Raw genomic sequence first — 23,668 nt, 5'->3', positions numbered from 1 at the left:
AGGGCGCTGCGTCACCGGCCATCGCGCCGCAACCGACCCCTGTCGTTTCGCCTGCTCCCACGTTAGCCGCAACGTTGCCGACGTCCCAAACCGACGAAACCCCACCAGCCAATGGGCATCTTACGGCTCCGCGAGCTCAGCCTACAGGCTTGCCCATCGCGCCAGCGACGGACGCTTCAGCGCCAGTCGCCGCAACGCCTGTCGGCGCAGAAACCACCATCGCAGCGAATGGAGTTGCATCGCCGGCAGATCAGAACGCAAAAGCGCCGAATCCTGCGGCTCAAGCAGCCATCCAAGCGCTCATGTCCGAAGTGGGCGACCAGGCGGCGGCCCACCCAACCATGCCTGCGGCCAGAGGGTCTGGGGAAGCGGTCAAGATGGAAGCCGACCTTGCGCAAGCGGCGTCGCCTCAGCCCGTAACCGCGACCGTCGCTGCAAAGCCACCCGTTCCGGCGACGCCTTCCGATCGCCCCATGACCGATGTTGCATCTCGTTCGACTGATGTTGCGACAACGACACCCGTCGCGCCCGATAGCGCAAAAACCGCCGCAGCGACGCCCGCCGCCGTCGCCGAAAAGCCGGCCTCTCCCTCGCCTATCGCTCAGGCCCTTACGGCCGCTCAAATCCCGATGGCGCAGGTCCAGGTTGCCGCCACTGCGGCCACGCCCAAGTCCACGATCCTCGTCGCGGCCGCCACAGATGTAGTCGCGGCGGTAGCTGAAGCCCAGGTTTCCACCGCCCCAGAGGGCGAAGAAGTAGCCCCCGATCAGCCGCCCAGGCTGACTGTGGCCGACGCGGCGAAGCCGTTGCCTCAATCCGCTTCATTGTTGGTGGGCCCCTACCAAAAGACGACAGACCAGGCCGGCGAAGCCGCTGTGGCGACCGTCAAACGTGAGACGGGCAAGGCCGCAGCGCCTGTCATCGACAAGATCGGATTGGCCGCCGAACCGACGTCCCAACCCACGAAGACAACCGAAGAGGCGGCCCTTTTCGTCGCCACGCCGACATCGACTATGCCTGACGCGCCGGCCGCGACAGCGACTGTCGATGCTCAGGCCCGTCATCAGGTCGCCGCTCCCGGTCATGATCTGGGTCTGTCCACACTCTCTCGGGCCACGGTCGAGACCACGGCTCAACTCGCCTCGCAGATCGCGAGACGACTGGACAGCCGTTCGACCCGGTTCGACATGGTGCTGACGCCCGAAGATTTGGGCCGCGTCGATGTCAGCCTGGAAATCGGCAAGGATGGCCAGCTGTCCGCTCGCCTGGCCTTCGACAATCCCGCCGCCGCCGCCGATCTCAAGGCTCGCGCCGACGAACTGCGTCGCCAGCTGCAGGACGCCGGCTTCCAGGTCGCAGGCGACGCGCTCGACTTCTCGCAACGCGATCCATCCGCGGGCGGCGGCGCCTTCGAGCGCCAGCAGCAGCGCAACGCCCTGTTCGCCGGCGCCTCGCGCTTGGCGGCCCAGGCCGACACCCCCATCGTCCCGGCGCCCGCCGCCTGGATCAATCATTCCCAGACGCCTGACCGCGTCGATCTGAAGGTCTGACCCCATGGTCGACGCCGTCACCACAAACGCAGCAGCCGGCCGGGTCACCGGCGGCACAAAGGCCCTGGCCTCGAACTTCGAGACCTTTCTGACCCTGCTGACCACGCAGATGAAGAACCAGGATCCGCTGTCGCCGCTGGATTCCAACCAGTTCACGGCTCAACTGACGCAGATGGCCGGTGTCGAGCAGCAGTTGTTGACCAACGACCTGCTGACCAGCCTTCTCGCCGCTCAGGCCGGCGGCGGACTGGACAACGCCGCCAACTATATCGGCAAGAGCGTCACCGCCGCCTGGACCGCGACCGAGTTCAGCGACGGCAAGGCCACCTGGGCCTATGAGCTGGGCGCCGACGCGGACAAGGCCACCTTGCAGGTCGTCGACAGCAAGGGCGTCGTCGTCTGGGAAGGCGCCGCGCCCGACAAGAAATCCGGCCTGCACACCTTCAACTGGGACGGCAAGTTGAAAGACGGCGGCAAGGCCGAAGACGGCGGGGTCTATACGCTGAAGGTCGCCGCCACCGACGCCACCGGCGCCAAGGTCGATGCGCAGGCTCTGATCCAGGGCCGCGTCACCGGCGTCGAGATGTACAGCGGCGCGCCCTACCTGGTGATCGGCGATTCCATCCTTCCGCTTTCGACCGTGATTTCGCTGAACGAGATCAGGTCCCAGGCGGCCAACGATACCGACGATACGGAGAATCCGAACGTCCCGACCGAGGAGGCGGCCGCATGATGCGATCCGCCGCCTTCCCGATGACCTTCATTTAAGGAGCGTTCTCCCATGAGCCTCAACAGCGCAATGCAAGCCGGCGTGTCCGGCCTGGCCGCCAACTCCGCCGCCCTGGCGGCGATTTCGCAAAACATCGCCAACGTCAACACCATTGGCTACAAGCGCACCGCCAGCGAGTTCCAGACCTTGGTCAACAGCCAGTCGGCCGTGGGCGGAAGCTATTCGGCCGGCGGCGTCACGACCAACAGCCGCGCCTTCATCAGTCAGGAAGGCCAGCTTCAGCGGACGACGTCCAGCACCGACCTCGCGGTCAGCGGACAGGGCTTCTTCGTCACGACGACCCAGGCCGAGAATGTCGGCGCCACCGACACCCGCCTGTTCACCCGCGCCGGCGCCTTCACCGTCGACAAGCAGGGCTATCTGAAAAACAGCGCCGGCCTGTATCTGCAAGGCTGGCCGGTGGACTCCAACGGCGAGATCTCGACCGATCCGTCCGACCTGACGCGTCTGCGCTCGATCAACATCGGCTCGGTCGGCGGCACCGCAGAACCCACGACCCGTGTGCAGATCAACGCCAATCTGCGTTCAAGCCAGGAGGCGTCTTCCGCCGCCAGCGCCCAATCCTACAAGGGCGTGTCCGATACGGCGACGCCGGCCGCGACCCACGACGTGTCTGTCCGCTACACCCGCACCGGCGCCAACAGCCATGATCTGGTGATCAAGTCCGGTTCGCAGAAGGTCGACGCCTCGGCGACCTTCGACCCGACCACCGGCGCCATCACCGGACTGACCATCAACGGCGCGAACGCCGGCTCGGCGACCGCGATCGGCACGCCGCCGACCCAGATCCAGTTCACCCCCGCCAGCGGCCCGGCTTACACCGTCAACTTGGCGGATATCGGTCTGGGCAACGAGAACGTCGCCAAGACGAAGTATGACCCCTCGGTCAACTCGATGGCCATGTACAATGCAGACGACGACAACCCCGTCGGCGTAAAGCCCGACTTCAAGATGAACATCCCGGTTTCGGACTCCAAGGGCGGCCAGCGCAATCTGGAACTCCGCTTCCTGAAGAGCGACGAACCGAACATCTGGTACGCGGAAATCGTGTCCGTGCCGGCCAGCGACGTAATCGCAGGCGCACCCTACGCCAATGGCCAGATCAAGACCGGCAAGATCGCCTTCACGCCGTCAGGTCGCCTGGACGTCGACACGATGAAAGCCTGGCCCGCCGGCACGGGTCTGTTCGACGACCCGACCATGGCGACGCTGGACTTCGGCAAGTCCGATCCGAACAATCTGACGATGCCGGCCGGCCAGGTCGCCTGGGCCGACGGTCTGGGCATCGCCGCCCAAGCCGTCACGCTGGACCTCAACACCTCGGCCGGCGGCCTCAGCCAGCTCAACACGGCCTCGGTCGTCCAGTCGACGGTCACCAACGGCACCGCTTTCGGCAATCTGAGCGAGATCAAGATCGACGAAGGCGGGTACGTTACCGCCATCTTCGACAACGGCGTCATGCGCCGCATCGCCCAGGTCGCGGTCGCCACCTTCCCCAGCCCCGACAGCCTGCGTGAAGTGTCCGGCAACGCCTACGCCGTCAGCCTTCAGTCCGGCACCTTTAACCTAAAGGCGGCGGGAACAGGCGGCGCGGGCGAGATCGCGGCCAAGCAGCTGGAGTCCTCGACCGTCGATCTGTCGGCCGAATTCACGGGCCTGATCACCACCCAGCGCGCCTACTCCGCCTCGTCCAAAATCATCACCACGGCCGATGAAATGCTGGCCGAGCTGATCAACATCAAACGCTGATCGGCGAGTAAGTAAGCGTTAGTCTCGATGAATCGTCGCGCAAGCAAGGTTTACAGAGTCGTTCGGGAAGGGGCGGAAGTTATCCGTTCCTTCACCACGACCCTTAAACGGACCTTAGTCGGGGACGCCTACCTTCATGACACTACGGTGTTGGTGAAAGAGGCATAAGCCCATGTTGCAAGAGCGACGCCTTAATAGCAAAGGCGAACAATACGTGGTCGGACCGACTGGCACGCCCCTGACCCTTAACGACCTGCCGCCGTCCAACACGGACCGGTGGGTGATCCGGCGCAAGGCCGAGGTCGTCGCCGCCGTTCGCGGCGGCCTGCTCAGCCTCGACGACGCCCTGGCGAAATATCGCCTTACGGCCGAAGAGTTCCTGGCCTGGCAAAAGGCCATCGACAAATGGGGCATGCAGGGCCTGCGCACGACGCGGATCCAGAGCTACCGCTCCTGAGGGTTTCCCCGAAGACGTTAAGGGCCGCATCCGGCGACGGGTGCGGCCCTTTTCTTTTGCGGGCCTCGAAATCGCACCGGTTCCGCACTAAATGGCCGCGATGACCTTGGTCGAAGATTTCTGCCCCGTTCCCGACATCGCCCGCACCGACATGGATGCGGCGGTCGAGAGCGCGCGGGCGGCGGTCGGCCTGCCGGTCGGCGCGCGCGTGGTGGCCGCCATGTCGGGCGGAGTGGATTCCACCGTTGTCGCGGCCCTGCTGCGCAAGGCCGGCTACGACGTCGTCGGCGTGACCCTGCAGCTCTATGACCACGGCGCGGCTTTGAAGAAAAAGGGTGCCTGCTGCGCGGGCCAGGACATTCACGACGCGCGTCTGGCCGCCGACATGATCGGCATTCCGCACTACGTCCTCGACTATGAGAGCCGGTTCAAGGACGCAGTGATCGACCAGTTCGCCGACAGCTATCTGAAGGGCCAGACGCCGGTCCCCTGCATCCGCTGCAATCAGACCGTCAAGTTCCGCGACCTGCTGGACGTGGCCCGCGACCTTGGCGCCGAGGCGATGGCGACGGGTCACTACGTCCGCCGCGCCGTCGCCGGCAACCGCTCGCAGATGCGCAAGGCGATCGACCATTCGCGCGACCAATCCTACTTCCTGTTCGCCACGACCCAGGACCAGCTGGACTATCTGCGCTTCCCCCTGGCCGATCTGGAAAAGCCCCAGGTGCGCGGCGTCGCCGCTGAACTGGGTCTGAAGATCGCCGCCAAGCCAGACAGCCAGGACATCTGTTTCGTGCCTTCCGGCGACTATCGCACCCTGATCGACCGCCTGCGTCCGCAAGGGCGTGAGGCCGGCGAGATCGTGCATATGGACGGCCGGGTGCTGGGTCAGCACGCGGGCATCACGGACTACACGATCGGCCAGCGCCGCGGCCTGAACGTCGCCGTAGGCGAGCCGCTGTTCGTGACCCGGCTGGAGCCCGAGACCCGTCGCGTCATCGTCGGGCCGCGCGAAGCTCTGCTGACCGCCAGTCTGACGCTGGAAGAAACCAACTGGCTGGGCGACGAGGCGACCATCAACGAGGCGGCCGCATCCAATATCTCGGTCCTGGCCCGTGTCCGCTCGACCCGCCAGCCCTCCCCAGCCCGCCTCGCCCTGATCGACGGCGATATCCGCGTCGTCTTCGACGCGGCCGAGGAAGGCGTTGCGCCGGGCCAGGCCTGTGCCCTGTACGACCCGACGGACACCGAACGCGTCCTGGGCGGCGGCTTTATCCGGGATACGACGGCTGTCGTCGTCTAGTCGCGCCTCATGAGATTGTGGAGACAGTGTGGAGCTGCGGTGGATCAAGATCGCAGACTTCTCGCCACGCCAGACATCAAAGATGCACCTGGCTGTTGCACGGTTGTAAACTGCGCATCGCAATGACGGCGTAATCCCCGCCCCGACTAAGCAGGGGATAAAAATGCACCGTCAGACCAAACTGCGCCTTCAGCTGCTGCTGGGGACCGCCCTTCTCGCCGCGCCCGTTTCCGCCTTCGCCCAGACTGCGCCGGTCCAGACCGCGCCGACGTCCGCCAGCGCCGAGCCGGCCGGTCTTGACGACATCGTCGTCACCGCCACCAAGCGCGAAACCAACCTGCAAGACACGCCGATCTCGATCTCGGTCGTCAACGCCGAAGCCCTGGCCGATCGCCACGTACAGAGCCTGATGGACCTGGCCGACGGCAGCGTCCCCAGCCTGCGCATCGCCACCTTCGAGGCCCGTCAGTCCGCCCTGACCATCGGCATCCGCGGCATCGTGCCGAACGACGCCAACCAGCCCGCGCGTGAGCAGGGCGTCGGCGTCTATGTCGACGGCGTCTATCTGGCCCGCCAGCACGGCCTCGCCGCCGCCCTGCTCGACATCGAGCGCGTCGAAGTCCTGAAGGGTCCGCAAGGCACCCTGTTCGGCCGCAACACCGAAGGCGGCGCCCTGTCTCTGGTGACCAAGAAGCCGACGGGCGTGTTCGGCATGCGCGCCATCGCCGGCGTCGGCAATCTGGAGTCCTACAACTCCGAACTGCACGTCGACTTCCCCGCCCTGGGCGACTTGGCCTTCAAGGTCGACGGAATCATTTCGGTCCAGGGTCCGGTGACCGAGAACATCCTGCCGGGCCAGACCGGCTTTGGCGAGTACGACCGTCGCGGCCTGCGCTTCCAGACGCGCTGGACGCCGGCTGAAAACTTCACCGCCAACTTCGCGGCTGACATCAGCAAGGACAAGAACACCCCGTTCTACAGCCAACTGCTGAACTTCAACCCGAACGGCTTGACCGTCGTGCCTTTCACCTCGGCTACGATCCGGTCCGTTAACGGCACGCCGGTCGAAATCCGCGCCTTGTCGCCGCTGGTGCAGGTCGAAGGCTCCGAGCGCATGACGCAGGCCGACATCGGCGTGCCGCAGCAATGGAGCGTCGACGATACGCGCGGAATGGATCTGCACCTGTCGTATCGCCCGACCGACTCGCTGGAAATCCGCTCGATCACGGCCTACCGCGATCTGGACGTCGAACAGTATGACAACATCGCCGGCGCCCACCGTCCGCCGGTTACAGGCCCGAACGGCAAGTTCAGCCGTTACTCGCTGGCCGGCTTCTGGCAGCATCAGTTCAGCCAAGAACTGCAGGCCGTCGGCTCGCTCGGCGACAGCATCGACTACGTCGGCGGCGTCTTCTACTTCAAGGAGACCGTCTCGGACGACGCATCCACGCCTTCCACGAACCAGTGGAACGCCGACGGCACGGGCTACACCATCCTGGACCCCACCCCGACGATCCGCGGCTTCCGCTCGCTGGACCGCAAGTCCACCGCCCATTCGGAATCCAAGGCCATCTACGGACAGGCCACCTGGACCCCGGCCAGCATGGACGCCCTGCACCTGACGGTCGGCGGCCGCTACACCTGGGACGACAAGGACGGAAAGCTGGAGGTCGTCAACAACGCCGCGACCAACCTGACCTTCAACTCCAAGGTCGATCGCTTCGACCCGCTGGTCACTCTGGCCTATGACGTCAGCAACAACATCAACGTCTACGGCAAGTACTCGACCGGCTACCGCGCCGGCGGTGCCTCCTCGCGATCGCTGACCTACCGCTCGTTCGATCCCGAAGAGGTCAAGGCCTACGAAATCGGTCTGAAGAGCGATCTGTTCGACCGTCGCGTCCGCCTGAACGCCGCCGTCTACGCCATGGACCGCACCGACAGCCAGATCGACTTCAGCCTGGTCACCGTCCAGGGCGCCTCGACCCGCAACACGCTGGAAACGATCAACGCTCCGGGCACCACGAAAATCCGCGGCGTCGAGCTGGAAGGGCAGTTCCGGGCGACCGACAACCTGACCCTGTCGGCCTCCTACGCCTATACGGACGCCAAGGTGCCGGACACCGTCAACCCGTTCAACGGCCAGGTTCAGCAGGTCTTCATCGCCTACACGCCTGAGAACGCCGGCAGCGTCGCCGCCGACTGGAACTCGCCCTTCATGGGCGCGACCCTGAAGGCGCACATCGACGCCAACTATGCCGATGCGGCCCACAGCTTCGAGCAGTTCGCGATCAAGGCCGACTCGTCCTTCGTCGTGAACGCCCGCGTCGCCATCGCCGACATCACGACCCGCGACGGCGGTCCGCTGCTGGAAGTGGCCCTGTGGTCGCGCAACCTGCTGGACGAGACCTACGTCTATCGTCGCGATCCGTCGAACCGGAACACCCTGGGCGACTACGGCAACTTCAACAACCCGCGCACATTCGGCATCGAGCTGCGCGCCTCCTACTAAGCGTTCCTCCCGAACGAACGACTGGCCCCCTTCCGCCTTGGCGGGAGGGGGTTTTTCTTCGTCTGCGTGAAGGCTTTGCGACGGCGATATGAAACTTCACCGCAGCCGTCCGGTTTTGCTGGACGACGCGACGATCTGGCGCGATGGCGGCTTTCGGAGACGCCATGAGCAGCCTGATCCTGATCGCCGATGACGCCGCCGAGGGCGTCGAAATCCTGGACGCGGCTCTGCGTCGGGACGGCTTTCGCACAGTCGTCGCCGCCGACGGCCAGCAGGCGGCCGACCTGCATGCGTCGCTCAAACCCGATCTCGCCCTGCTCAGCGTCCGCCTGCCCGTGCGCGACGGTTGGGACGTGCTGGGCGAACTGCGTCGGCGCGGCGAAACGCCCGTCATCATGATCGGCGACCGGGACGAAGCCACAGACAAGCTTCAGGCGCTGCGGATCGGGGCGGACGACTATATCGCCAAGCCGTTCAAACCGGCCGAGGTCACGGCCTCGATCCAGACCATCCTGCGACGCAGCAGCGGCGGCGGCCGGGCCGCCAAGATCCTTCGCGTCGGTCCGCTGGAGGTGCAGTTGGAAAACTATCTGGCCGCGATCCTGACGCCTTCGGGCAAGCGTCGTCTGGACCTGACCCTGACCGAGTTCCGCATCCTGGCTCACATGGCCCGCACGCCCCTTCGCGTTTTCAGCCGCAGCGAGATCATGCAGGCCTGCTTCCCCAATCAGGCGGTTCTGGAGCGCACGATCGACAGCCACGTCAGCCACCTGCGCCGCAAGCTGGACGCCGCAGACGCCGCCGGCCTGCTGACCAATGTGCGCGGGGTCGGATACCGGCTCGAAGCCGAGGTCTGATCGCGCTCACGCCGCGACGGCGTAGACTCTCAGCCGATGGCCGTCCGGGTCGCCCGCCACGAAGCTGCGGACCGGCGCGCCGTCCGTCGGCGGCGTCAGAATGCGCGCCCCGCGATCCCACCAGTCGATATGCGCCTGATCCACCGCCTCGGCGCCCTCCAGCGGAAAGTCGACTTCGCATACCTCACGCCGATCGCCGGCACGCCGCAGCAGCCCCAGCGCCCGCCCCGACGTCAGCTTGAACAAGGCCCGGTCCGGTCCGGCCATCACCGGCCGACACCCCAGCAGGTTGGCATAGAAGCGGGCGCTCATTTCCGGATCCGCAACGGCCAGAAGAATGTCCTCGATCTCGCTCATCAGCCCAGCTTCTTGTGTTTCCAACACCCCGGACCCTAGCCTTCGCTGCTGCCAGTTTCCGTCAGCAGCCGTAGTCTGACCTCGATCTTTCATGCGCCTCGCGCCAGGTCTTCATCAGCGCCTGGCGACGCGTCGGATAGCGCGCCTCCATTACCTCCGCCTCGACGATGCGATCTGTGCGGAAACTGCGGAAATCACCGCGCAGTTCGCACCACGCGATCAGCAATCGCACCCGGTCGAAGAAGGCCAGGGCGAACGGCCAGACAATACGCTCGGACGCCGACCCCGCCTCGTCGCGGTAACACAGCTTCAGCCGCCGCTCGGTGCGGATCGCTTTCCTTAATAAGGCTGGATCGACTCGATCCGCCGGGAACGGTTCTCCCGGCACGACCAGCAGGGCCGATGTGTCCATCTCGTCGCGCAGGTCGGGCGGCAGCACCGCCGAGATCCGTCCCAGCGCCGCCAGCGCCGCATCGCGCATGCGCGGATCGGCTCGGTCCGCCACCCAACGCGACCCGAGCACCAGGGCCTCGATCTCTTCCGGCGTGAACATCAATGGCGGCAGCATGAAGCCCGGCTTCAGAACATAGCCGACCCCCGCCTCCCCTTCGATCGTCGCCCCTTGCGCCTGCAGGCTGGCGATGTCGCGGTAAAGCGTCCGCAGACTGACGCCCATCTCCTCGGCCAACACCTGCCCGCTCACCGGCCGACGATGCCGCCGCAGGACGTTCAGTAGATCGAGAAGGCGTTCGGAGCGTGACACCCCGCGATCCTAGCAGCGCTACTGCCAGAAAGCGTCAGCAGGAATGGGCCTAAGCCACTTCCTTCGGCATCACGTCGCCGACCGTCGGCCGGTTCTCGGCGCGGGTCAGGACCATGTCCCTGGGTTTGACGATCTCGCCGCAGCAGCCGCAGGCGATGCGCGGGCTTAGGGAGTGACCGCAGGTCTTGTGGATCATGTCGATGCCGCTGTCGGCGTCGCCATAGACGTGCTTGTTGCCCCAGCCATGCAGGGTAACCAGAACGCCGTACAAATCCTTGCCCTTGGCGGTCAGGACATATTCGTTGCGCGGCGGGCGTTCGGAATAAAGACGCGGCTCCAGCACGCCATGCTGAACCAGGCTTTTGAGCCGGGCGGCCAGGACGTTGCGCGCCACGCCCAGATTGTCCTGCCACTGTTCGAACCGGCTGACCCCGTTGAAGGCGTCGCGAATGACCAGCAGGGTCCAGGGATCGCCGATCACCTCAAGCGTGGCGGCGATGGAGCAGCTTTGGCGGCTGTAGTCGGCGGTGCGTCCCATAGGCGCGAAAGTGACGCCGCGTCAGGCATTTGGCAAGGGTTGCAAATCCGAACGCTCCAAGTCAGTCTTGTTTCGCAACGGACGCGAGCCTCCCGGTTCGCCGCCTTGTTCCTTGGACTTCGGCGGGAAATCGTCATCAGGTCTTCCGCCGCTTCTTCGCCTGACGCAGGATTGCGCAATGACGCCGCCCATTTCTCTCGACGCCGCCCTGACCTTCCAGGTCCTCGAAGACGGCGGTCTGTCCGCGCCCGTGCCGGGTCATTTCTCGAATGGCCCATCGAGCATGGCGCCGGAGAAGGGCTTTCCGTTCGGCGGGCTGCTGGCGGCCCTTTGCGCGCAGTCGATGCGACAGGGATTGGCGCTGACGGCGCCCCTTCGGACCCTGTCGGTCCAATATCTGTCGGCGGCAAGGTTCGGTGAACAGGTCGCCTTTCGCCCTCGCCTGCTGCGCGGCGGCCGCAATGTTCTGTATGCCGCGGTCGAGGCCGAGCAGGACGGGCGCATGACCCACCATGCCACCGGCACCTATGGGCTTGACGCCGCGCCGGCACCGCTGACGCCGTTGCACACGCCGCCCCCGCCGCTGGACAGACTCGACCCGAAGGCCACGATGCGCGGACCGATGTCGCCGCATTTCGCCCAGCACGTCGAATACCGCTTCGACGGCGGCCCCAACATCCTGGGCGGCAATGAGGGCAAGCCGGTGATCGAGCGCACCTGGATGCGGATGGCCGACGGCCGCCCCTTGGATGAGGTTGGCCTATGCTACCTGCTGGACGCGCTGTATCCGCCCGCCTGGACCGCGTCCAAGACCCCGGCAGCAATGACCACCGTCGATCTGCGCATCGACATCCTGACCGATCCGACGCCACAGACCGCGCCGGACGGCTGGGCCTTCTTCGAATTCAGGATGCTGGACCTCGGCCTGGGCTGGACGGTGGACGAGGCGATCGCCTGGGGCGCTGATGGAACGCCGCTGGCCCTGTCGCGCCAGCGCCGCAAACTGCTGCCGCAACGTCCCGCCTGAAGTCAGCCCTCATTCATCATTATCGACGACTATTCCAAATCTCTGGAGTGTCGCCCATGCGTCGTCGAAATCGCCTCGTTTCCATATCCCAAGTCGTCGTCGTGCTGGGCGGTTGTCTGATGCTGCAGGGCTGCCTTGTCGGCGCCGTCGTCGGCGGGACCGCTGCGGTCGTCGGCGGGACGGCGAAAGCCACCGGCGCGGTCGTCGGTGCCGGTTTCGACGCCGTCACCACCTCGGACGAGGAAACCAAACTGCGTCGCGAGCGTGAACAGCGCGACTATGAACGCGAACAACGCCGCTGCGAACAGCGCCAGCGTCAGGGCAAACGCTGCTAGGTCAGAGACTTAGAACGCACCGCTCGTTGATCGTCGGCCGCGCCACCTGAATCCGGCAAAGGCCCGGCCACTCGGGTTTCAGCGTCTTGGCGAACCACAGGCACAGGTTTTCCAGACTGGGCAGCTCCAGACCCTCGTGCTCGTTCAGCATGCCGTGATCCAGCGTCTCGGCCGCCGCCTTCAGCGCGCGGTCAAGCGCGCCCAAATCCGCCACCCAGCCGTGTTCGACATCCAGCACCTCGGACCGCACCGTCGCTTCGACCGTGAAGGAATGGCCGTGGACGCGGCGATAGATGCTGCCCTCGGGCTCGTTCGGGAAGTGGTGGGCGGCGTCGAAGGTCGCCTGTTTGGTGATTTCGAAGACGGGCATTAGCGGACGCCGATGTATTTGTGGGTCTGGACGCTCAGGCGCCACTGCGGGTGGGTCAGGCAGTATTCGATGGCGGCGGCGGTATTCTCGACCTGATCCGGCCCGTCCATCGGCTGAAGCCAGAACCGTTCGAAATCCAGATGCTCGAACCGATCCGGCATGGCCTTGGGCTGGGGAAAGACCAGTTTCAGCTCGGCCCCGCGCGTCTGCACCACATCCGCATCGGCCTTGGGACTGATGCAGATCCAGTCGACGCCGTCCGGCGCTGCGATGGTGCCGTTCGATTCGATGGCGATCTCGAAACCGCGCGCATGCAGCGCGTCGATCAGCGGCGCATCAAGCTGCAGCAAGGGCTCTCCGCCGGTGCAGACCACCAGCTTCGGATCGCCTTCACGCCCGCGCCACATCGCCGCGACGTGATTGGCCAGCAGGTCCGGCGTGGCGAACTTGCCGCCCCCATCGCCGTCGACGCCCACAAAGTCGGTGTCGCAGAAGGTGCAGACGGCGCTGGCCCGATCCTGCTCGCGACCGCTCCACAGATTGCAACCGGCGAACCGCAGGAAGACCGCCGGCCGCCCCGCCTGTCCGCCCTCGCCCTGAACCGTCAAGAACACTTCCTTGGCCGAATAGGTCATCGCCCCGACGCCCATTCGTCATAACCGGCCGCGCGCAGTTCGCAGGCCGGGCAAGACCCGCAGCCATAGCCCCAGGCATGTCGATGCGTCCGGTCGCCCTGATAGCAGGTGTGGCTATCCTCGATGATCAGCTCGATCAGCCTGTCGCCGCCGATCCTGTGCGCCAGTTCCCAGGTCTGGGCCTTGGTCAACCACATCAGGGGCGTGTCGATGATGACCGGCTTGTCCAGCCCCAGCGACAGCGCCCGCGCCATCGCCTCCATCGTCTCGTGGCGGCAATCCGGATATCCAGAATAATCCGTCTCGCACATGCCGCCGACCAGGACTTCCAGTCCTCGCCGATCCGCCAGCGCCGCAGCTGCGACCAAGAAGATCAGATTGCGACCTGGCACGAAGGTCGTCGGCAGGCCGCGCGCGTCCATTTCGATCTTGCGGTCGGCGGTCAGGGCGCTCTCGGCGATCCGGCCGTATCCGGTCAGGTCCACCACATGATCGTCGCCGAGGCGATCGGCCCACCGCGGCAGGGCCGTCTTCATTCCGTCGCGCACCGCCTGACGGGCCTGCATCTCCACCAGATGGCGCTGGCCATAGTCGAACCCGACCGTCTCCACCCGCTCGAACCGCTCCAGCGCCCAGGCCAGGCAGGTCGCGCTGTCCTGCCCGCCGGAGAACAGAACCAGGGCCGATGTAGGGGTCTTTTCCAGGATGACGCTCATGACAAATCTGCGGTCGGCCGGTCGGCCGCGCGCATGCACAAAGGGATGGAGACCCAGATGGGTCGGGCGGGCCTCTTACACCAGACCCCGCCCGTGAGCAAAAAAGGCGGATTTGCGTCTTGGAAGATACAGCTTAACCAATCCGCAAGCGATTTCGGCTTTTACTCACAATGAGTAGGAGTTCCAGGCAGTATGCCGACCATCGAGACCCTTTCCGAGCGTCCAAAGCCGGTTGCGCCGACGACTCTCGGCTGCGAGGTTCTGGCGCGTTTCGAACGCGAGCCGGATACGCTGGTCATTCCCGTGGTCGATGGCGACCGTCCCGTCGGCCTGGTCGAACGCACCGCCTTCCTTCAGAAAATCGCCGCCCGCTTCGGCCACGCCCTTTACGATCTTCGCCCCATCACCTTCGCCATGGATGCCGAGCCGGCCGTGGTCGAGGGCGGCGTCCGCATCGACGCCTTTTGCGACATCATGCTGAAGGGCGGTCCGGCCGCCCTGCTGCGCGGGTTCATCGTCACGAAGAACGGCGCCTATTGGGGCGTGGGCACCGCCGCCACCCTTTTGCAGGCCGTCAACACGCGTCAGCGCGAGCAGAACGCCGAACTGGCCGAACAGGCCGCAATCCTCAGCGACACCCGCGCCCAGGCCATCGCCGCCGCCCGCGCTAAGAGCCAGTTCCTGGCCATCATGAGCCACGAACTGCGCACGCCGATGAACGGCGTGCTGGCCGTCGCCGAACTGCTCCGCCGCCAGCCGTTGAATACGGCGGCTCAGGCGCACGTCCAGACCATCGTCGACTCGTCCGAGACCCTGCTGCGCATCCTCCAGGACGCGGTGGACCTGTCCAAGGCCGAGGCCGGCGAACTGGAACTGAAGACCGAACCGACCGCCCTGCGCGCCGTCATGGACGACATTCAGTCGATGTGGGAGCCGCGCGCCTCTCAGGACGGCGTGACCCTGCTCGTCGGCTACGAAGGCGACACCGAACTGGCGGCCGTCATCGACGGCGTGCGCCTGAAGCAGGTGTTCAACAACCTGATCGGCAATGCGCTGAAGTTCGCCCGCAACGGCGTGGTCGAGGCGGGCCTCAAGGCCTGGGTCGAGGGCGACCGCATTCGTATGGAAGCTCGCATTCGCGACGACGGCCCTGGCGTCGAGCCGGATCGCGTCGATTCCATCTTCGAACCCTTCGTTCACGGTTCCGGCCCCGACGGCGCCGGCCTGGGCTTGTCGATTTGTCGTCAAGTCATCGACCGGATGGACGGCCGGATCTGGGCCGAGAACAACAAGGGACGCGGCGCCACCTTTGCCTTCGACCTGACCGCGCCGCGCGCCGTGGTCGAGGCGGAAGCGCAGTCGAACGTGTCGGATCTGTCGGGCCTCGACCTAAAATCCGCGCCGCACATCCTGATCGTCGACGACAACGCCACCAACCGCGTCGTCGCCCAGGCGCTGTGCGAGATGTTCGGCTGCAGCTCCGAACTGGCCGAGGACGGCCTGGAGGCGCTTCAGGCCGTTCAGGAAAGCCGCTACGACCTGGTCCTGATGGACATCAAGATGCCCCGGATGGACGGGGTTCAGGCGACGCAGGCCATTCGCGCCCTACCCGGCGCTGTCGGCCGCGTGCCGATCGTGGCCCTGACCGCGAATGCGGACCCCGAAGACGCCAAACACTATCTGTCGATCGGCATGGCCGCCGTAGTGGAAAAGCCCATCAAGCCCGAACGCCTGCGTATGGCGATGAACGCCGCCATCTCCGCCGCTCACGAAAGCGCACAAGAGCAGGACCAATCCGGTCGCGCCGTCGCCTAATCCTCAGTCCGGACGAACGTCCAGAGCCTCTTCGTCCTCTTCGTCATAGCCGACCAGTCGCAGGGACCTCGCCTTCTGGCCGTTGATCTCGGCCCAGCGCAGCAGGCCCTCCTCGCGGCCGTGAGTGATCCAGATTTCCTCCGGCTTGATCTCGGTGAAGGTCGCGGTCAGTTCGTTCCAGTCGGCATGGTCCGACACGACCAACGGCAGTTCCACACCGCGCTGCCGCGCCCGCGCCTTCACTCCCATCCAGCCTGAAGCAAAGGCCGTGACCGGATCGGCGAACCGACGCGCCCATCGATCCTGGATGGCCGACGGCGGCGCGATGGCGACCTCGCCGCCCAGCGCATTCTTGGGCAGATCACGGGTCGGCGCCAGCGGGCCCAAGTCGACCCCTTCTCTCTCGTACAGGCCGTTCAGCCGCTCCAGCGCACCGTGAACATAGATGGTGCGGTCCCATCCGGCCTCGCGCAGCAGGCGGATGATCCGCTGCGCCTTGCCCAGCGCATAGGCGCCGACCAGATGCGCCCGCTCGGGAAACTGCCCCAGCGACCGCACCAGCCGCCCGACTTCCTCCTCCGCTGGCGGATGGCTGAAGACCGGGAGGCCGAACGTCGCCTCCGAGATGAAGACGTGGCAGGGCAAAGGTTCGAATGGCGCACAGGTCGGATCGCGGCGGCGCTTATAGTCGCCGGACACGACCATGATCAGCCCCTTCCAGCGCACCTCGACCTGGGCCGAGCCCAGCACATGGCCGGCGGGCGCCAATCTGAGATCGACCCCGTTGATCGCGGTCGCCTCGCCGTATTCCACCGATTGGGGCTGCAAGGTGAAGTCCGTGCCATAACGTTCAGCCATGATCGCCAGGGTCTGGCGCGTCGCGAGCACACTCCGATGACCGGCGCGCGCATGGTCGGCATGGCCGTGCGTGATGACGGCGCGATCCACCGGCCGAACCGGGTCGATGTAGAAATCTCCCGGCGGGCAGTAGAGGCCGGCGGGCGTGGGATGCAGCAGGTCTTCGGCGCGGATCATCTTGCGGTAACGCTCTCGACGCCGTGGGGTCGCCGCCCCATAGAGGATGACCCCGAAAATCGGCGCAACAGGTTCAGTACGCACGATGCACGAGAGTTTCCTGACCACCATTCTGCCGCAATTGGCCGCCGGCGCCGCCCACACCGGCGCCTTGGGCTTCACCTTCGACGGGCTGCACGACGGCGAACCCCGGATCCGTGTGCCGTGGCGTGAAGATCTGGTCGGCGACCCCGACAGCGGCATCTTCGCTGGAGGGCTGGTGACGACCTTGCTGGATCATATCGGCGGCTTGGCCGTGTGGACCGCGATGGACGCTTTCCAGCCCATCGCCACTCTGGATTTGCGCGTCGACTACATGCGCGCGGCAAGGCCGCGTCAGGACCTGCTGGCGCAGGGCCTGTGCTTCCGACTGACGCCCAGCATCGCCTTCGTGCGCGCCTGGGCTTTCGAAGACGATCCCGCCGATCCGGTCGCCGCAGCGCAAGCCGCCTATATCCTCAACCAGACCCACGAGCGGGCGCCCCTTGCAAAGGGAGCGGCGGCATGACCGACATACTGAACCGCATGCCCTACGCTCGCTTTCTCGGCCTTCAGACCTTGGTCAGCGGCGACGAAGTCACCGTCATCATGCCCTTCGACGACAAGCTGATCGGCAATCCGATGTTGCCCGCCCTGCACGGCGGTTCGACGGCCGCCCTTCTGGAAATGACGGCGATAGCCCAGGTGGCGCTCAGCTTTCCTGGTCCGCGACTGCCCCGCCCGATCAATGTCACGGTCGCCTATCTGCGCACCGGCAGGCCGATCGACGTCTTCGCTCGCGCTCGCATCAGCCGGGCGGGTCGTCGCGTGGCCCATGTGCATGCGGAGGCCTGGCAGGAAGAACGTCAACAGCCGATTGCGTTTCTCACCGCCCACTTCCTATTGGACAACCAGGACTGATCACCGCGCACTAAAGCGCTGATTCGCCTCTACTTCCCGCCTTCATTGCGTTTCGACGCCGTTCTTACGGCGGCGCTTCAACGCGCGATTGCCGAAATGGTAAACACTGCTCTACCAAACAAGGTTAAGACGTGATAACCATAAGCTTCTTGTAAACCTGTCTTTGAGGGGCTTTCCATGGACCGCACTGAAGTCGTCACCAGCGTTGCTGGCGATCTGCATGCCACCGAACTCGCGATCGACGCCGCGATCACACAGGCGACCACGCTGGTTCAATCCTTCATCGGCGCTCGCGCCGCTCTGTCGCTGTCGCCGGTCTCCGGCACGGTTTCGCAAGCCAAGGCCATGGAAACCATCGCCGCCCTCTCGGCCGCGCGCGAGTCCATCGTGGCCTGCCACGCCGAGCTGCAAAAAGATCACCGCCGCCTCGGCTACGGCACCTATGCCGCCGGCCCTGTTGGCAAGCCGGATGACTGGCTAAATCCGCAGGAGCAGGTTCGTCCGCAAGGACATCTCCGCGTCGCGTGAATTCTTGGTAAGCTTAGCTTATCGAGATTTCAGTTTGATCTGACTTAGGCCATTATCGCCTCCGCGCGTTCCTGCGCGGGGGCGATTTCACATGGTGAACATGATCTACGCCGTCGTCGGCGCGGTATTCATGGTCGGTATGGCTCTTTTCGCCTTTTTGAAAGGCGGCAAGCCCGAACGCTTCGGCGCAGGAGCCTATCTGTTCGCTTGGTTTGCGACGATCATCATGCAGGAGAACAGCGGTTTTCGTGGCGTCCCTCTAGGAATGTTCGTCATCGATCTGGCGCTTCTGTCTGCCTTCGTCGGTCTCTCGTGGAGGTGTCGTGGATCCTGGCCTGTGTGGGCGAGCGGCCTGCAACTGATCATGGTGATGTCCCACATCATGATCCTGACGGGACAGCCCGTGTCGGTGGCGTCCATCTATACCGTCATGAATTTCACCGGCTACCTCATCATCGGCTGCATCACAGCCGGGACTTTCTGGGCTTGGCAAACCCGCAAGGCTGCAAACTTGAACATAGGTAGAAATTCCTAATACCTTGCCCTATTCTCGCGGCGAATCGGTCGCTGGAACACCATGCCGCTATCCCACGCCAAGCTTTGGAAGGCCGTCGACGACTTGGCGCGGCGTGAGGGTCTGACGCCGTCGGGCTTGGCGCGACGGGCCGGTCTGGATGCGACGAGTTTCAATCCCTCAAAACGCTTCGGGCCCGGCGATCCGCCGCGTCCGCGCTGGCCATCCACGGAGAGCATGACGCTGGTGCTTCAAGCGACAGGCCTGTCGCTTTCGGAGTTTGCGGTGTTGGCCGAAGACGCGCCGGAGGCGCCGACCAGCGTGCCCTTGTTGGGTCTCGCCAAGGCGGGTCAGGACGGCTTCTTCGACGACGCCGGCCTGCCGGTGGGCGAAGGCTGGGATCAGACCGACCTGCCGCGCGCGAAGGACACCCTCTTCAGCCTTCAGATCACCGGCGATTCGATGTCGCCCCTCTATCGCGAAGGCGACCGCGTCATCGTGGATCAGGAGGCAACGCAGGTGCGGCGGGGCGACCGCGTCGTCGCCCGTTTGACCAGCGGAGAAACCGTAGCCAAGGAGGTCACCAGCCTGACCAGCCGCGCCGTCACCCTGGCCTCGATCAATCCCGACTACCCGCCAAGGGTCGTACCTCGACGTGAGATCGAATGGATGGCTCGCATCCTCTGGGTCAGCCAGTAGCGCGCAGCAAAAACCCCGCCCGGCGTGCCGGACGGGGCTTTCGATTAGCGACGAACTGAACTCAGTTGGCCGTGACGTAGTGGGCGTTCACCCAACCACCGCCTGCGATCTGCACCCATTCACCTTGCGAACCGATGGCGGTGAAGGGCTGACCGGCCGACAGCGTGCCGGCTTGGCGATAGTTGGTGCCGGGGCCGCTGCGGATGCGCAGGTTCGAAGAAGCGCGATATTGAGCGCCGCTGGAGGCCGATGCAGCGCGGGCGCGCTGCTGGTTGCAGCCGATATAGGAACCGGCAGCGGCGCCGGCGCCCGCGCCGACGATTGTGCCGGCCGTGCGCTCGTTGCGAGCGAGGTTCGACCCCACCACGCCGCCGACGACGGCGCCGATCAGAGCGCCCGCACGTTGGCGACCGCCAGGGGCGTCACAGTTGGTCACGCCGTTGGCCTGAGCCTGGGCGGACATCGGGGCGGCGGTCACCATGGCGGCCAGGGCAGCAGCGGTGGCCAGACCGGTCTTGAAAATCTTGTTCGACAGAACTCTTCTCCTGTCAGCGCGTTTGCCGATGAGGGGAGAATGCACGGACAAACCTGAAGGCTCCCGGAGCTTCGCCGTTATTTTCCGTTCATCTTCGTTGCGCGTGCGGCTTGCCGGCGCGCTACCAGCCGCTTGGCCGCATCAATGTCGCGTTCGATCAGGTTTGCGTCGGGCGAACTGGAAGTCCAATACCCTCGCCCAGAGATGCAGCATGCGGTCATGCGAGATGAAGACCGTCACGGCTTCGACGGGCGGGGGCGGCCCCCAGGCTTTGGCGAGCTCATCCAGGTGCTGGACGGTGGCGTCGTCCGTCATGGGTTCGCACCCGACGATCCAGTCCCAGCTGCACAGCTCGGGCCGCCGCGTGATCAGATCAACCGTCGCTTCCAGCACCCGGTCGGCGGGGCCGGCGGAGGCTATGTCGACCAGCAGGATCTTATTCGTCTCGTCGATCTCGTAACGCAACGTCGCCCCTCCCCTGGCTCCGTCCATCCAAGAATGGCATCACTCAACAACCCTGACGAAGCGTCAAGGTTGCGCCAGCTCTCCGTTCGCCCCCGCCTCGATCAGCTCGATCGTCTGCGGCAGGCCGTAGATGGCGGCGAACGAACCGAAGCGCGGCCCCTGGCTGGCGCCCAGCAGCACCTCGTAGAGCGCGCCGAACCACGCCCGCAGCGGCTCGAACGCATGCGCCTTGCCGACTGCATAGACCTCGTTCTGGATCAGTTCGCCGTCCGTGGTGTCGGCCGGCAGCGCCTTCAGCCGTTCGGCCAGGTCCAGCAACGCCGCCTTCTCCTTGTCGTCCGGCAGGCGATAGGACTTCGAGGGCTTCACGAAGTCCTCGTAGTAGTTCAGCGCGTGGTCCATCAGCCGATCCAGCAGAGGCTCGTTCTGCGGCGTGGCGTCAGGCAGGTATTTGGCGAAATAGGCCCACAGTTGGTCCTTGGTCGAGGCGTTGGCCACGCCGACCAGGTTCAGAAGCAAGGCGAAGGACACCGGCGACGTGTGGGTTGGCGGATCGCCCGCATGGATCGACCAGACGGCGTTGTCGATCCGCTTGGCCGGCTCCTGGGTCTTGTAGCTTTCGATGAAGGCCAGATAGTCGTCGATGGCGCGAGGAATGACGTTGAAGTGCAGGCTCTTGGCCGACTTCGGCGACTGGAACATGTACCACGACAGGCTCTCGGGCGTGCCGTAGCGCAGCCACTCGTCCATCGTCAGGCCGTTGCCCTTGGACTTGGAAATTTTCTTGCCCTCGATGTCGAGGAAGAGCTCGTAGTTGAAGCCTTCGGGCGGGGTGCCGCCCAGGGCGCGGCAGACCTTGGAGCTTTCGCGCACGCTCTCGATCAGGTCCTTGCCCGACATCTCGTAGTCGATGTCCAGCGCGACCCAGCGCATGGCCCAGTCGGGCTTCCATTGCAGCTTCACATGGCCGCCGGTGACCGGCACCTCGGTTCTGTTGCCCGGCTCGCCTGCGGGGTCTTCGAAGGTGATCGTGCCCTTCTCGACGTTGCGCGCCAGGGTCGGGACCTGCAGCACATGGCCGGTGATCGGGCTGACGGGCAGGAAGGGCGAATAGGTGGCGCGGCGCTCCTCGCCCAAGGTCGGCAGCATGATGGCCTGGACCGCGTCGAACCGTTCCAGAAGCGTCAGCAGCGTCGCGTCAAACCGGCCCGACTTGTAGGTCTCGGTCGATGACATGAACTCATAGTCGAAGCCGAAGCTGTCGAGGAAGGCGCGCAGGCGGGCGTTGTTGTGCGCGCCGAAGCTGTCGTGCGTGCCGAAGGGATCGCGCACCCGCGTTAGGGACAGATGCAGGTCCTCGCGCAGCATTTCCGAATTCGGCACGCCCTCCGGCACCTTGCGCAGGCCGTCCATGTCGTCGGAGAAGGCGATCAGGCGCGTGGGCCAGTGATCGCCCGTCAGGGCGCGAAAGGCGTTGCGCACCATGGTGGTGCGGGCGACCTCGCCGAAGGTGCCCATGTGCGGCAGGCCCGACGGGCCATAGCCGGTCTCCAGGATCACTGGGCGCTGCAAGGCGGGAAAGGCCGCCAGGGCTTCATCCGCCTTGCCGGCGTCGATCAGGGCGCGCGCTTCGGCTCGTTCGGCCTCGCCCAGCCGTTTCTTCAGAACATGGGCCAGCAGGTTGCGGGCTTGTTCGAAGGGCCAGGACTTGGCCTCGCGGGCGAGGGTTTCGAGGTTCTGAAGCATGGCGGCGGTTTGCAGTCTGCATCCCGCCCGGTCAACCGCGATCAGGCTTTGGCGGCGATTACGATGATCTCGACCTTATAGTCGGAGGAAGCCAGCCGGCTTTCGCCCGTGGCGCGGGCCGGCGGGTTGGCGGTGTCGACCCAGGCGTCCCAGACGCCGTTCATCGCCTCGAAGTCGGCGATGTCGGCCAGCCAGATCTGGGCCATCAGGATCTGGGACTTGTCGCTGCCGGCCTCGGCCAGCAGGGCCTCGATCTCGGCCAGCGCCGTTCGAGTCTGCGTCGCCACGTCGTCCCCGGGCTCGCCGACCTGGCCCGACAGATAGATGGTGTCGCCGTGGACGACGGCCTCGCTCATGCGGGCGCCGGGCTGGATGCGGGTGATCATGGGCGGGGATCCTTCGACAACGTCCCTCACCTATCGCCGCCGGGGCCCGGCTGTCGAGCGGCTAGCGGCGGTTGAACCGCGAGACGGTCAGACCGACGACCAGGGCGCCGGCGCCGACGATCAGGGCGTCCTCGATCAGGCCGCTCTTGGTTTGGCCGATGCGGGCCATGGCCTTCTTGCGGCCCGAGAGGGTCAGATAGGCCAGCGGCACGGCCGTGCCGACCGCCAGGCCGGCGCCCAACTTCTCCTTGCCACGCGGGGCGAGAGCGGCCCCGGCGATGCCCGCGCTCATGACCCGCGCCAATAGGCCGAGAAAGACGGTGCGGTCGGGCGCGGTCTTCATCTTGTCGCCCAGTAGTTCGCCGACGCCCATGGCCAGGGCGCCGAACTTGAACAGCGGCCGGTTCAGCAGGAAGACGCGGCCGGGCAAGGGCTTGTGCGCCAACTCGGCGGCGGCGAGGGCCGCCATCGGGGTCATGGAACGGGCGCTGGCGACGGCGCCGATGAGGGCGGACGGGAGGAGGTCGAGGGCTTTCATGCCGCCACAACACCCGACCGGGCCGGAAGGTTCAGCCCGTTTCAGCCGCGCGCCGCCAGGACGTTGCGGATCGCCAGGCTGGAGTGGATGCGCGACACGCCCGGCAGACGCGACAGGACGTCCTTGTGGATCACCTCATAGGCGGCGATGTCGGGCGCGACGGCGCGGACGATGTAGTCGGCCTCGCCCGCCATCAGATAGCAGTCACGGATTTCCGGGTGGTTGCGGACGGCCGCCTCGAACCGGCGCATGTGGTCGTCGGTCTGCTTCTCCAGCGTGATCTCGACATAGGCGACGACGCCGTCGTCGCTGTCGTTGGCCAGGACGGCGGCATAGCCCCGGATCACCCCGCGCTCTTCCAGCCGGCGCACGCGCCGCAGGCAGGCGGAAGGCGACAGACCGACGGCGGAGGCCAGGTCCGCATTGCTGATACGCCCGTCGGCGCGAAGCCGTTGAAGGAGGCGTTGGTCGAGGGGATCGAGCAGGGACACAAGTTTCCGCCATTCAGC

The 23,668-nt window shown here is 65.6% G+C and carries 28 protein-coding genes; 15 read left to right on the top strand and 13 right to left on the bottom strand.

The genetic code is table 11. The features are described 5' to 3' along the window. Window positions 1–473 precede the first annotated feature (473 nt). The 7 genes from DT343_RS17730 (at window position 474) to DT343_RS02670 (ending at window position 9,218) form a co-directional block, all read left to right on the top strand. Entirely contained in the window at window positions 474–1,550 is a 1,077-nt protein-coding gene (locus DT343_RS17730; protein ID WP_258522482.1) for a flagellar hook-length control protein FliK, read from the top strand. Between the two features lie 4 nt (window positions 1,551–1,554). Beyond that, a complete protein-coding gene (locus tag DT343_RS02695; protein WP_112861651.1) occupies window positions 1,555–2,283 on the top strand; it encodes a flagellar hook assembly protein FlgD in 729 nt (242 codons plus the stop codon). A 48-nt stretch (window positions 2,284–2,331) separates the two neighbouring features. Then, complete coding sequence (gene flgE, locus DT343_RS02690) at window positions 2,332–4,089, top strand: flagellar hook protein FlgE (RefSeq protein ID WP_181669108.1); 1,758 nt, start codon at window positions 2,332–2,334, stop codon at window positions 4,087–4,089. A gap of 172 nt (window positions 4,090–4,261) precedes the next feature. Beyond that, a complete protein-coding gene (gene sciP, locus DT343_RS02685; protein WP_026108337.1) occupies window positions 4,262–4,546 on the top strand; it encodes a CtrA inhibitor SciP in 285 nt (94 codons plus the stop codon). A 91-nt stretch (window positions 4,547–4,637) separates the two neighbouring features. Beyond that, on the top strand, window positions 4,638–5,849 hold the full coding sequence (mnmA, locus tag DT343_RS02680; protein WP_112861649.1) for a tRNA 2-thiouridine(34) synthase MnmA: 1,212 nt from the start codon (window positions 4,638–4,640) through the stop codon (window positions 5,847–5,849). A 163-nt stretch (window positions 5,850–6,012) separates the two neighbouring features. Beyond that, window positions 6,013–8,361, top strand: coding sequence for a TonB-dependent receptor (locus DT343_RS02675; protein WP_112861648.1), 2,349 nt, complete (start codon window positions 6,013–6,015; stop codon window positions 8,359–8,361). A 164-nt stretch (window positions 8,362–8,525) separates the two neighbouring features. Beyond that, complete coding sequence (locus DT343_RS02670; protein WP_181669107.1) at window positions 8,526–9,218, top strand: response regulator; 693 nt, start codon at window positions 8,526–8,528, stop codon at window positions 9,216–9,218. A 6-nt stretch (window positions 9,219–9,224) separates the two neighbouring features. On the opposite strand, the gene DT343_RS02665 is transcribed toward DT343_RS02670, so the two are convergent. The 3 genes from DT343_RS02665 to DT343_RS02655 form a co-directional block, all read right to left on the bottom strand. Then, window positions 9,225–9,575 (bottom strand): VOC family protein, encoded by a 351-nt coding sequence (locus DT343_RS02665; RefSeq protein WP_112861646.1) that lies wholly within the window; start codon window positions 9,573–9,575, stop codon window positions 9,225–9,227. Window positions 9,576–9,636: 61 nt separating this feature from the next. Next, on the bottom strand, window positions 9,637–10,338 hold the full coding sequence (locus DT343_RS02660) for a helix-turn-helix transcriptional regulator (protein ID WP_112861645.1): 702 nt from the start codon (window positions 10,336–10,338) through the stop codon (window positions 9,637–9,639). 49 nt (window positions 10,339–10,387) lie between these two features. After that, complete coding sequence (locus DT343_RS02655; protein ID WP_066552002.1) at window positions 10,388–10,876, bottom strand: winged helix-turn-helix transcriptional regulator; 489 nt, start codon at window positions 10,874–10,876, stop codon at window positions 10,388–10,390. 178 nt (window positions 10,877–11,054) lie between these two features. On the opposite strand from DT343_RS02655, the gene DT343_RS02650 reads away from it, so the two are divergent. Further along, window positions 11,055–11,903: a thioesterase family protein gene (locus tag DT343_RS02650; protein WP_112861644.1), complete on the top strand. Its 849-nt coding sequence runs from the start codon at window positions 11,055–11,057 to the stop codon at window positions 11,901–11,903. 56 nt (window positions 11,904–11,959) lie between these two features. After that, complete coding sequence (locus tag DT343_RS02645) at window positions 11,960–12,238, top strand: hypothetical protein (RefSeq protein ID WP_112861643.1); 279 nt, start codon at window positions 11,960–11,962, stop codon at window positions 12,236–12,238. A 1-nt stretch (window position 12,239) separates the two neighbouring features. Here DT343_RS02645 and DT343_RS02640 read toward each other — a convergent pair whose 3' ends face one another. Genes DT343_RS02640 through queC form a run of 3 tightly spaced genes read right to left on the bottom strand, consistent with a single transcriptional unit; the run spans window position 12,240 to window position 13,959 of the window. Next, on the bottom strand, window positions 12,240–12,608 hold the full coding sequence (locus DT343_RS02640; RefSeq protein ID WP_112861642.1) for a 6-pyruvoyl trahydropterin synthase family protein: 369 nt from the start codon (window positions 12,606–12,608) through the stop codon (window positions 12,240–12,242). After that, on the bottom strand, window positions 12,608–13,243 hold the full coding sequence (gene queE, locus DT343_RS02635; RefSeq protein WP_112862550.1) for a 7-carboxy-7-deazaguanine synthase: 636 nt from the start codon (window positions 13,241–13,243) through the stop codon (window positions 12,608–12,610). The genes DT343_RS02640 and queE overlap by 1 nt, the downstream gene beginning before the upstream one ends. Then, a complete protein-coding gene (queC, locus tag DT343_RS02630) occupies window positions 13,240–13,959 on the bottom strand; it encodes a 7-cyano-7-deazaguanine synthase QueC (RefSeq protein ID WP_112861641.1) in 720 nt (239 codons plus the stop codon). The genes queE and queC overlap by 4 nt, the downstream gene beginning before the upstream one ends. A gap of 192 nt (window positions 13,960–14,151) precedes the next feature. Here queC and DT343_RS02625 point away from each other — a divergent pair, with 192 nt between their 5' ends. Further along, window positions 14,152–15,774 (top strand): response regulator, encoded by a 1,623-nt coding sequence (locus tag DT343_RS02625; RefSeq protein WP_112861640.1) that lies wholly within the window; start codon window positions 14,152–14,154, stop codon window positions 15,772–15,774. A gap of 3 nt (window positions 15,775–15,777) precedes the next feature. Here DT343_RS02625 and DT343_RS02620 read toward each other — a convergent pair whose 3' ends face one another. Then, window positions 15,778–16,809 carry a ligase-associated DNA damage response exonuclease gene (locus DT343_RS02620; protein ID WP_112861639.1) on the bottom strand — a complete coding sequence of 344 codons (1,032 nt, stop codon included), beginning with the start codon at window positions 16,807–16,809 and terminating at the stop codon, window positions 15,778–15,780. Between the two features lie 85 nt (window positions 16,810–16,894). On the opposite strand from DT343_RS02620, the gene DT343_RS02615 reads away from it, so the two are divergent. The 5 genes from DT343_RS02615 to DT343_RS02595 all read left to right on the top strand — a co-directional run bounded on the left by DT343_RS02615 (window position 16,895) and on the right by DT343_RS02595 (window position 19,489). Continuing rightward, window positions 16,895–17,356: a PaaI family thioesterase gene (locus tag DT343_RS02615; protein ID WP_112861638.1), complete on the top strand. Its 462-nt coding sequence runs from the start codon at window positions 16,895–16,897 to the stop codon at window positions 17,354–17,356. Further along, window positions 17,353–17,748, top strand: a complete 396-nt coding sequence (locus DT343_RS02610; protein ID WP_112861637.1) for a PaaI family thioesterase — start codon at window positions 17,353–17,355, stop codon at window positions 17,746–17,748. Before DT343_RS02615 ends, DT343_RS02610 begins: the two co-directional genes overlap by 4 nt. Window positions 17,749–17,925: 177 nt before the next feature. Continuing rightward, entirely contained in the window at window positions 17,926–18,276 is a 351-nt protein-coding gene (locus DT343_RS02605; protein WP_112861636.1) for a hypothetical protein, read from the top strand. 91 nt (window positions 18,277–18,367) lie between these two features. Further along, entirely contained in the window at window positions 18,368–18,811 is a 444-nt protein-coding gene (locus tag DT343_RS02600) for a hypothetical protein (protein ID WP_112861635.1), read from the top strand. Window positions 18,812–18,853: 42 nt separating this feature from the next. Continuing rightward, complete coding sequence (locus DT343_RS02595; protein ID WP_112861634.1) at window positions 18,854–19,489, top strand: S24 family peptidase; 636 nt, start codon at window positions 18,854–18,856, stop codon at window positions 19,487–19,489. A gap of 61 nt (window positions 19,490–19,550) precedes the next feature. Here DT343_RS02595 and DT343_RS02590 read toward each other — a convergent pair whose 3' ends face one another. The 6 genes from DT343_RS02590 to DT343_RS02565 form a co-directional block, all read right to left on the bottom strand. After that, window positions 19,551–20,069: an SH3 domain-containing protein gene (locus DT343_RS02590; RefSeq protein WP_258522481.1), complete on the bottom strand. Its 519-nt coding sequence runs from the start codon at window positions 20,067–20,069 to the stop codon at window positions 19,551–19,553. A 96-nt stretch (window positions 20,070–20,165) separates the two neighbouring features. After that, the gene (locus DT343_RS02585; protein ID WP_112861633.1) at window positions 20,166–20,489 is read right to left on the bottom strand and encodes a hypothetical protein; all 324 of its coding nucleotides are present in this window, start codon (window positions 20,487–20,489) and stop codon (window positions 20,166–20,168) included. Between the two features lie 63 nt (window positions 20,490–20,552). Then, window positions 20,553–22,235 carry a lysine--tRNA ligase gene (locus tag DT343_RS02580; RefSeq protein WP_112861632.1) on the bottom strand — a complete coding sequence of 561 codons (1,683 nt, stop codon included), beginning with the start codon at window positions 22,233–22,235 and terminating at the stop codon, window positions 20,553–20,555. A 41-nt stretch (window positions 22,236–22,276) separates the two neighbouring features. Further along, entirely contained in the window at window positions 22,277–22,621 is a 345-nt protein-coding gene (locus tag DT343_RS02575; RefSeq protein ID WP_112861631.1) for a RidA family protein, read from the bottom strand. Between the two features lie 61 nt (window positions 22,622–22,682). Beyond that, on the bottom strand, window positions 22,683–23,159 hold the full coding sequence (locus tag DT343_RS02570) for a hypothetical protein (RefSeq protein WP_066552024.1): 477 nt from the start codon (window positions 23,157–23,159) through the stop codon (window positions 22,683–22,685). Between the two features lie 41 nt (window positions 23,160–23,200). After that, window positions 23,201–23,650 carry an Lrp/AsnC family transcriptional regulator gene (locus DT343_RS02565; RefSeq protein ID WP_039246401.1) on the bottom strand — a complete coding sequence of 150 codons (450 nt, stop codon included), beginning with the start codon at window positions 23,648–23,650 and terminating at the stop codon, window positions 23,201–23,203. Between the last annotated feature and the right edge of the window lie 18 nt (window positions 23,651–23,668).

It is taken from the genome of Brevundimonas vesicularis, assembly GCF_900445985.1.
GTDB lineage: Bacteria > Pseudomonadota > Alphaproteobacteria > Caulobacterales > Caulobacteraceae > Brevundimonas > Brevundimonas vesicularis_D.
This window is presented reverse-complemented; position numbering and strand designations above follow the sequence as displayed.

Coding starts and splice junctions, on each gene's coding strand:
- DT343_RS02645 (WP_112861643.1), top strand. CDS start 11,960: ATGCGTCGTCGAAATCGCCTCGTTTCCATATCCCAAGTCGTCGTCGTG.
- queC (WP_112861641.1), bottom strand. CDS start 13,959: ATGAGCGTCATCCTGGAAAAGACCCCTACATCGGCCCTGGTTCTGTTC.
- DT343_RS02605 (WP_112861636.1), top strand. CDS start 17,926: ATGGACCGCACTGAAGTCGTCACCAGCGTTGCTGGCGATCTGCATGCC.
- DT343_RS02655 (WP_066552002.1), bottom strand. CDS start 10,876: ATGGGACGCACCGCCGACTACAGCCGCCAAAGCTGCTCCATCGCCGCC.
- DT343_RS02650 (WP_112861644.1), top strand. CDS start 11,055: ATGACGCCGCCCATTTCTCTCGACGCCGCCCTGACCTTCCAGGTCCTC.
- DT343_RS02595 (WP_112861634.1), top strand. CDS start 18,854: ATGCCGCTATCCCACGCCAAGCTTTGGAAGGCCGTCGACGACTTGGCG.
- flgE (WP_181669108.1), top strand. CDS start 2,332: ATGAGCCTCAACAGCGCAATGCAAGCCGGCGTGTCCGGCCTGGCCGCC.
- queE (WP_112862550.1), bottom strand. CDS start 13,243: ATGACCTATTCGGCCAAGGAAGTGTTCTTGACGGTTCAGGGCGAGGGC.
- DT343_RS02695 (WP_112861651.1), top strand. CDS start 1,555: ATGGTCGACGCCGTCACCACAAACGCAGCAGCCGGCCGGGTCACCGGC.
- DT343_RS02615 (WP_112861638.1), top strand. CDS start 16,895: ATGCACGAGAGTTTCCTGACCACCATTCTGCCGCAATTGGCCGCCGGC.
- DT343_RS02575 (WP_112861631.1), bottom strand. CDS start 22,621: ATGATCACCCGCATCCAGCCCGGCGCCCGCATGAGCGAGGCCGTCGTC.
- DT343_RS02625 (WP_112861640.1), top strand. CDS start 14,152: ATGCCGACCATCGAGACCCTTTCCGAGCGTCCAAAGCCGGTTGCGCCG.
- DT343_RS17730 (WP_258522482.1), top strand. CDS start 474: ATGACCGATGTTGCATCTCGTTCGACTGATGTTGCGACAACGACACCC.
- DT343_RS02675 (WP_112861648.1), top strand. CDS start 6,013: ATGCACCGTCAGACCAAACTGCGCCTTCAGCTGCTGCTGGGGACCGCC.
- DT343_RS02640 (WP_112861642.1), bottom strand. CDS start 12,608: ATGCCCGTCTTCGAAATCACCAAACAGGCGACCTTCGACGCCGCCCAC.
- DT343_RS02665 (WP_112861646.1), bottom strand. CDS start 9,575: ATGAGCGAGATCGAGGACATTCTTCTGGCCGTTGCGGATCCGGAAATG.
- DT343_RS02610 (WP_112861637.1), top strand. CDS start 17,353: ATGACCGACATACTGAACCGCATGCCCTACGCTCGCTTTCTCGGCCTT.
- sciP (WP_026108337.1), top strand. CDS start 4,262: ATGTTGCAAGAGCGACGCCTTAATAGCAAAGGCGAACAATACGTGGTC.
- DT343_RS02670 (WP_181669107.1), top strand. CDS start 8,526: ATGAGCAGCCTGATCCTGATCGCCGATGACGCCGCCGAGGGCGTCGAA.
- mnmA (WP_112861649.1), top strand. CDS start 4,638: ATGGCCGCGATGACCTTGGTCGAAGATTTCTGCCCCGTTCCCGACATC.
- DT343_RS02580 (WP_112861632.1), bottom strand. CDS start 22,235: ATGCTTCAGAACCTCGAAACCCTCGCCCGCGAGGCCAAGTCCTGGCCC.
- DT343_RS02570 (WP_066552024.1), bottom strand. CDS start 23,159: ATGAAAGCCCTCGACCTCCTCCCGTCCGCCCTCATCGGCGCCGTCGCC.
- DT343_RS02620 (WP_112861639.1), bottom strand. CDS start 16,809: ATGATCCGCGCCGAAGACCTGCTGCATCCCACGCCCGCCGGCCTCTAC.
- DT343_RS02600 (WP_112861635.1), top strand. CDS start 18,368: ATGGTGAACATGATCTACGCCGTCGTCGGCGCGGTATTCATGGTCGGT.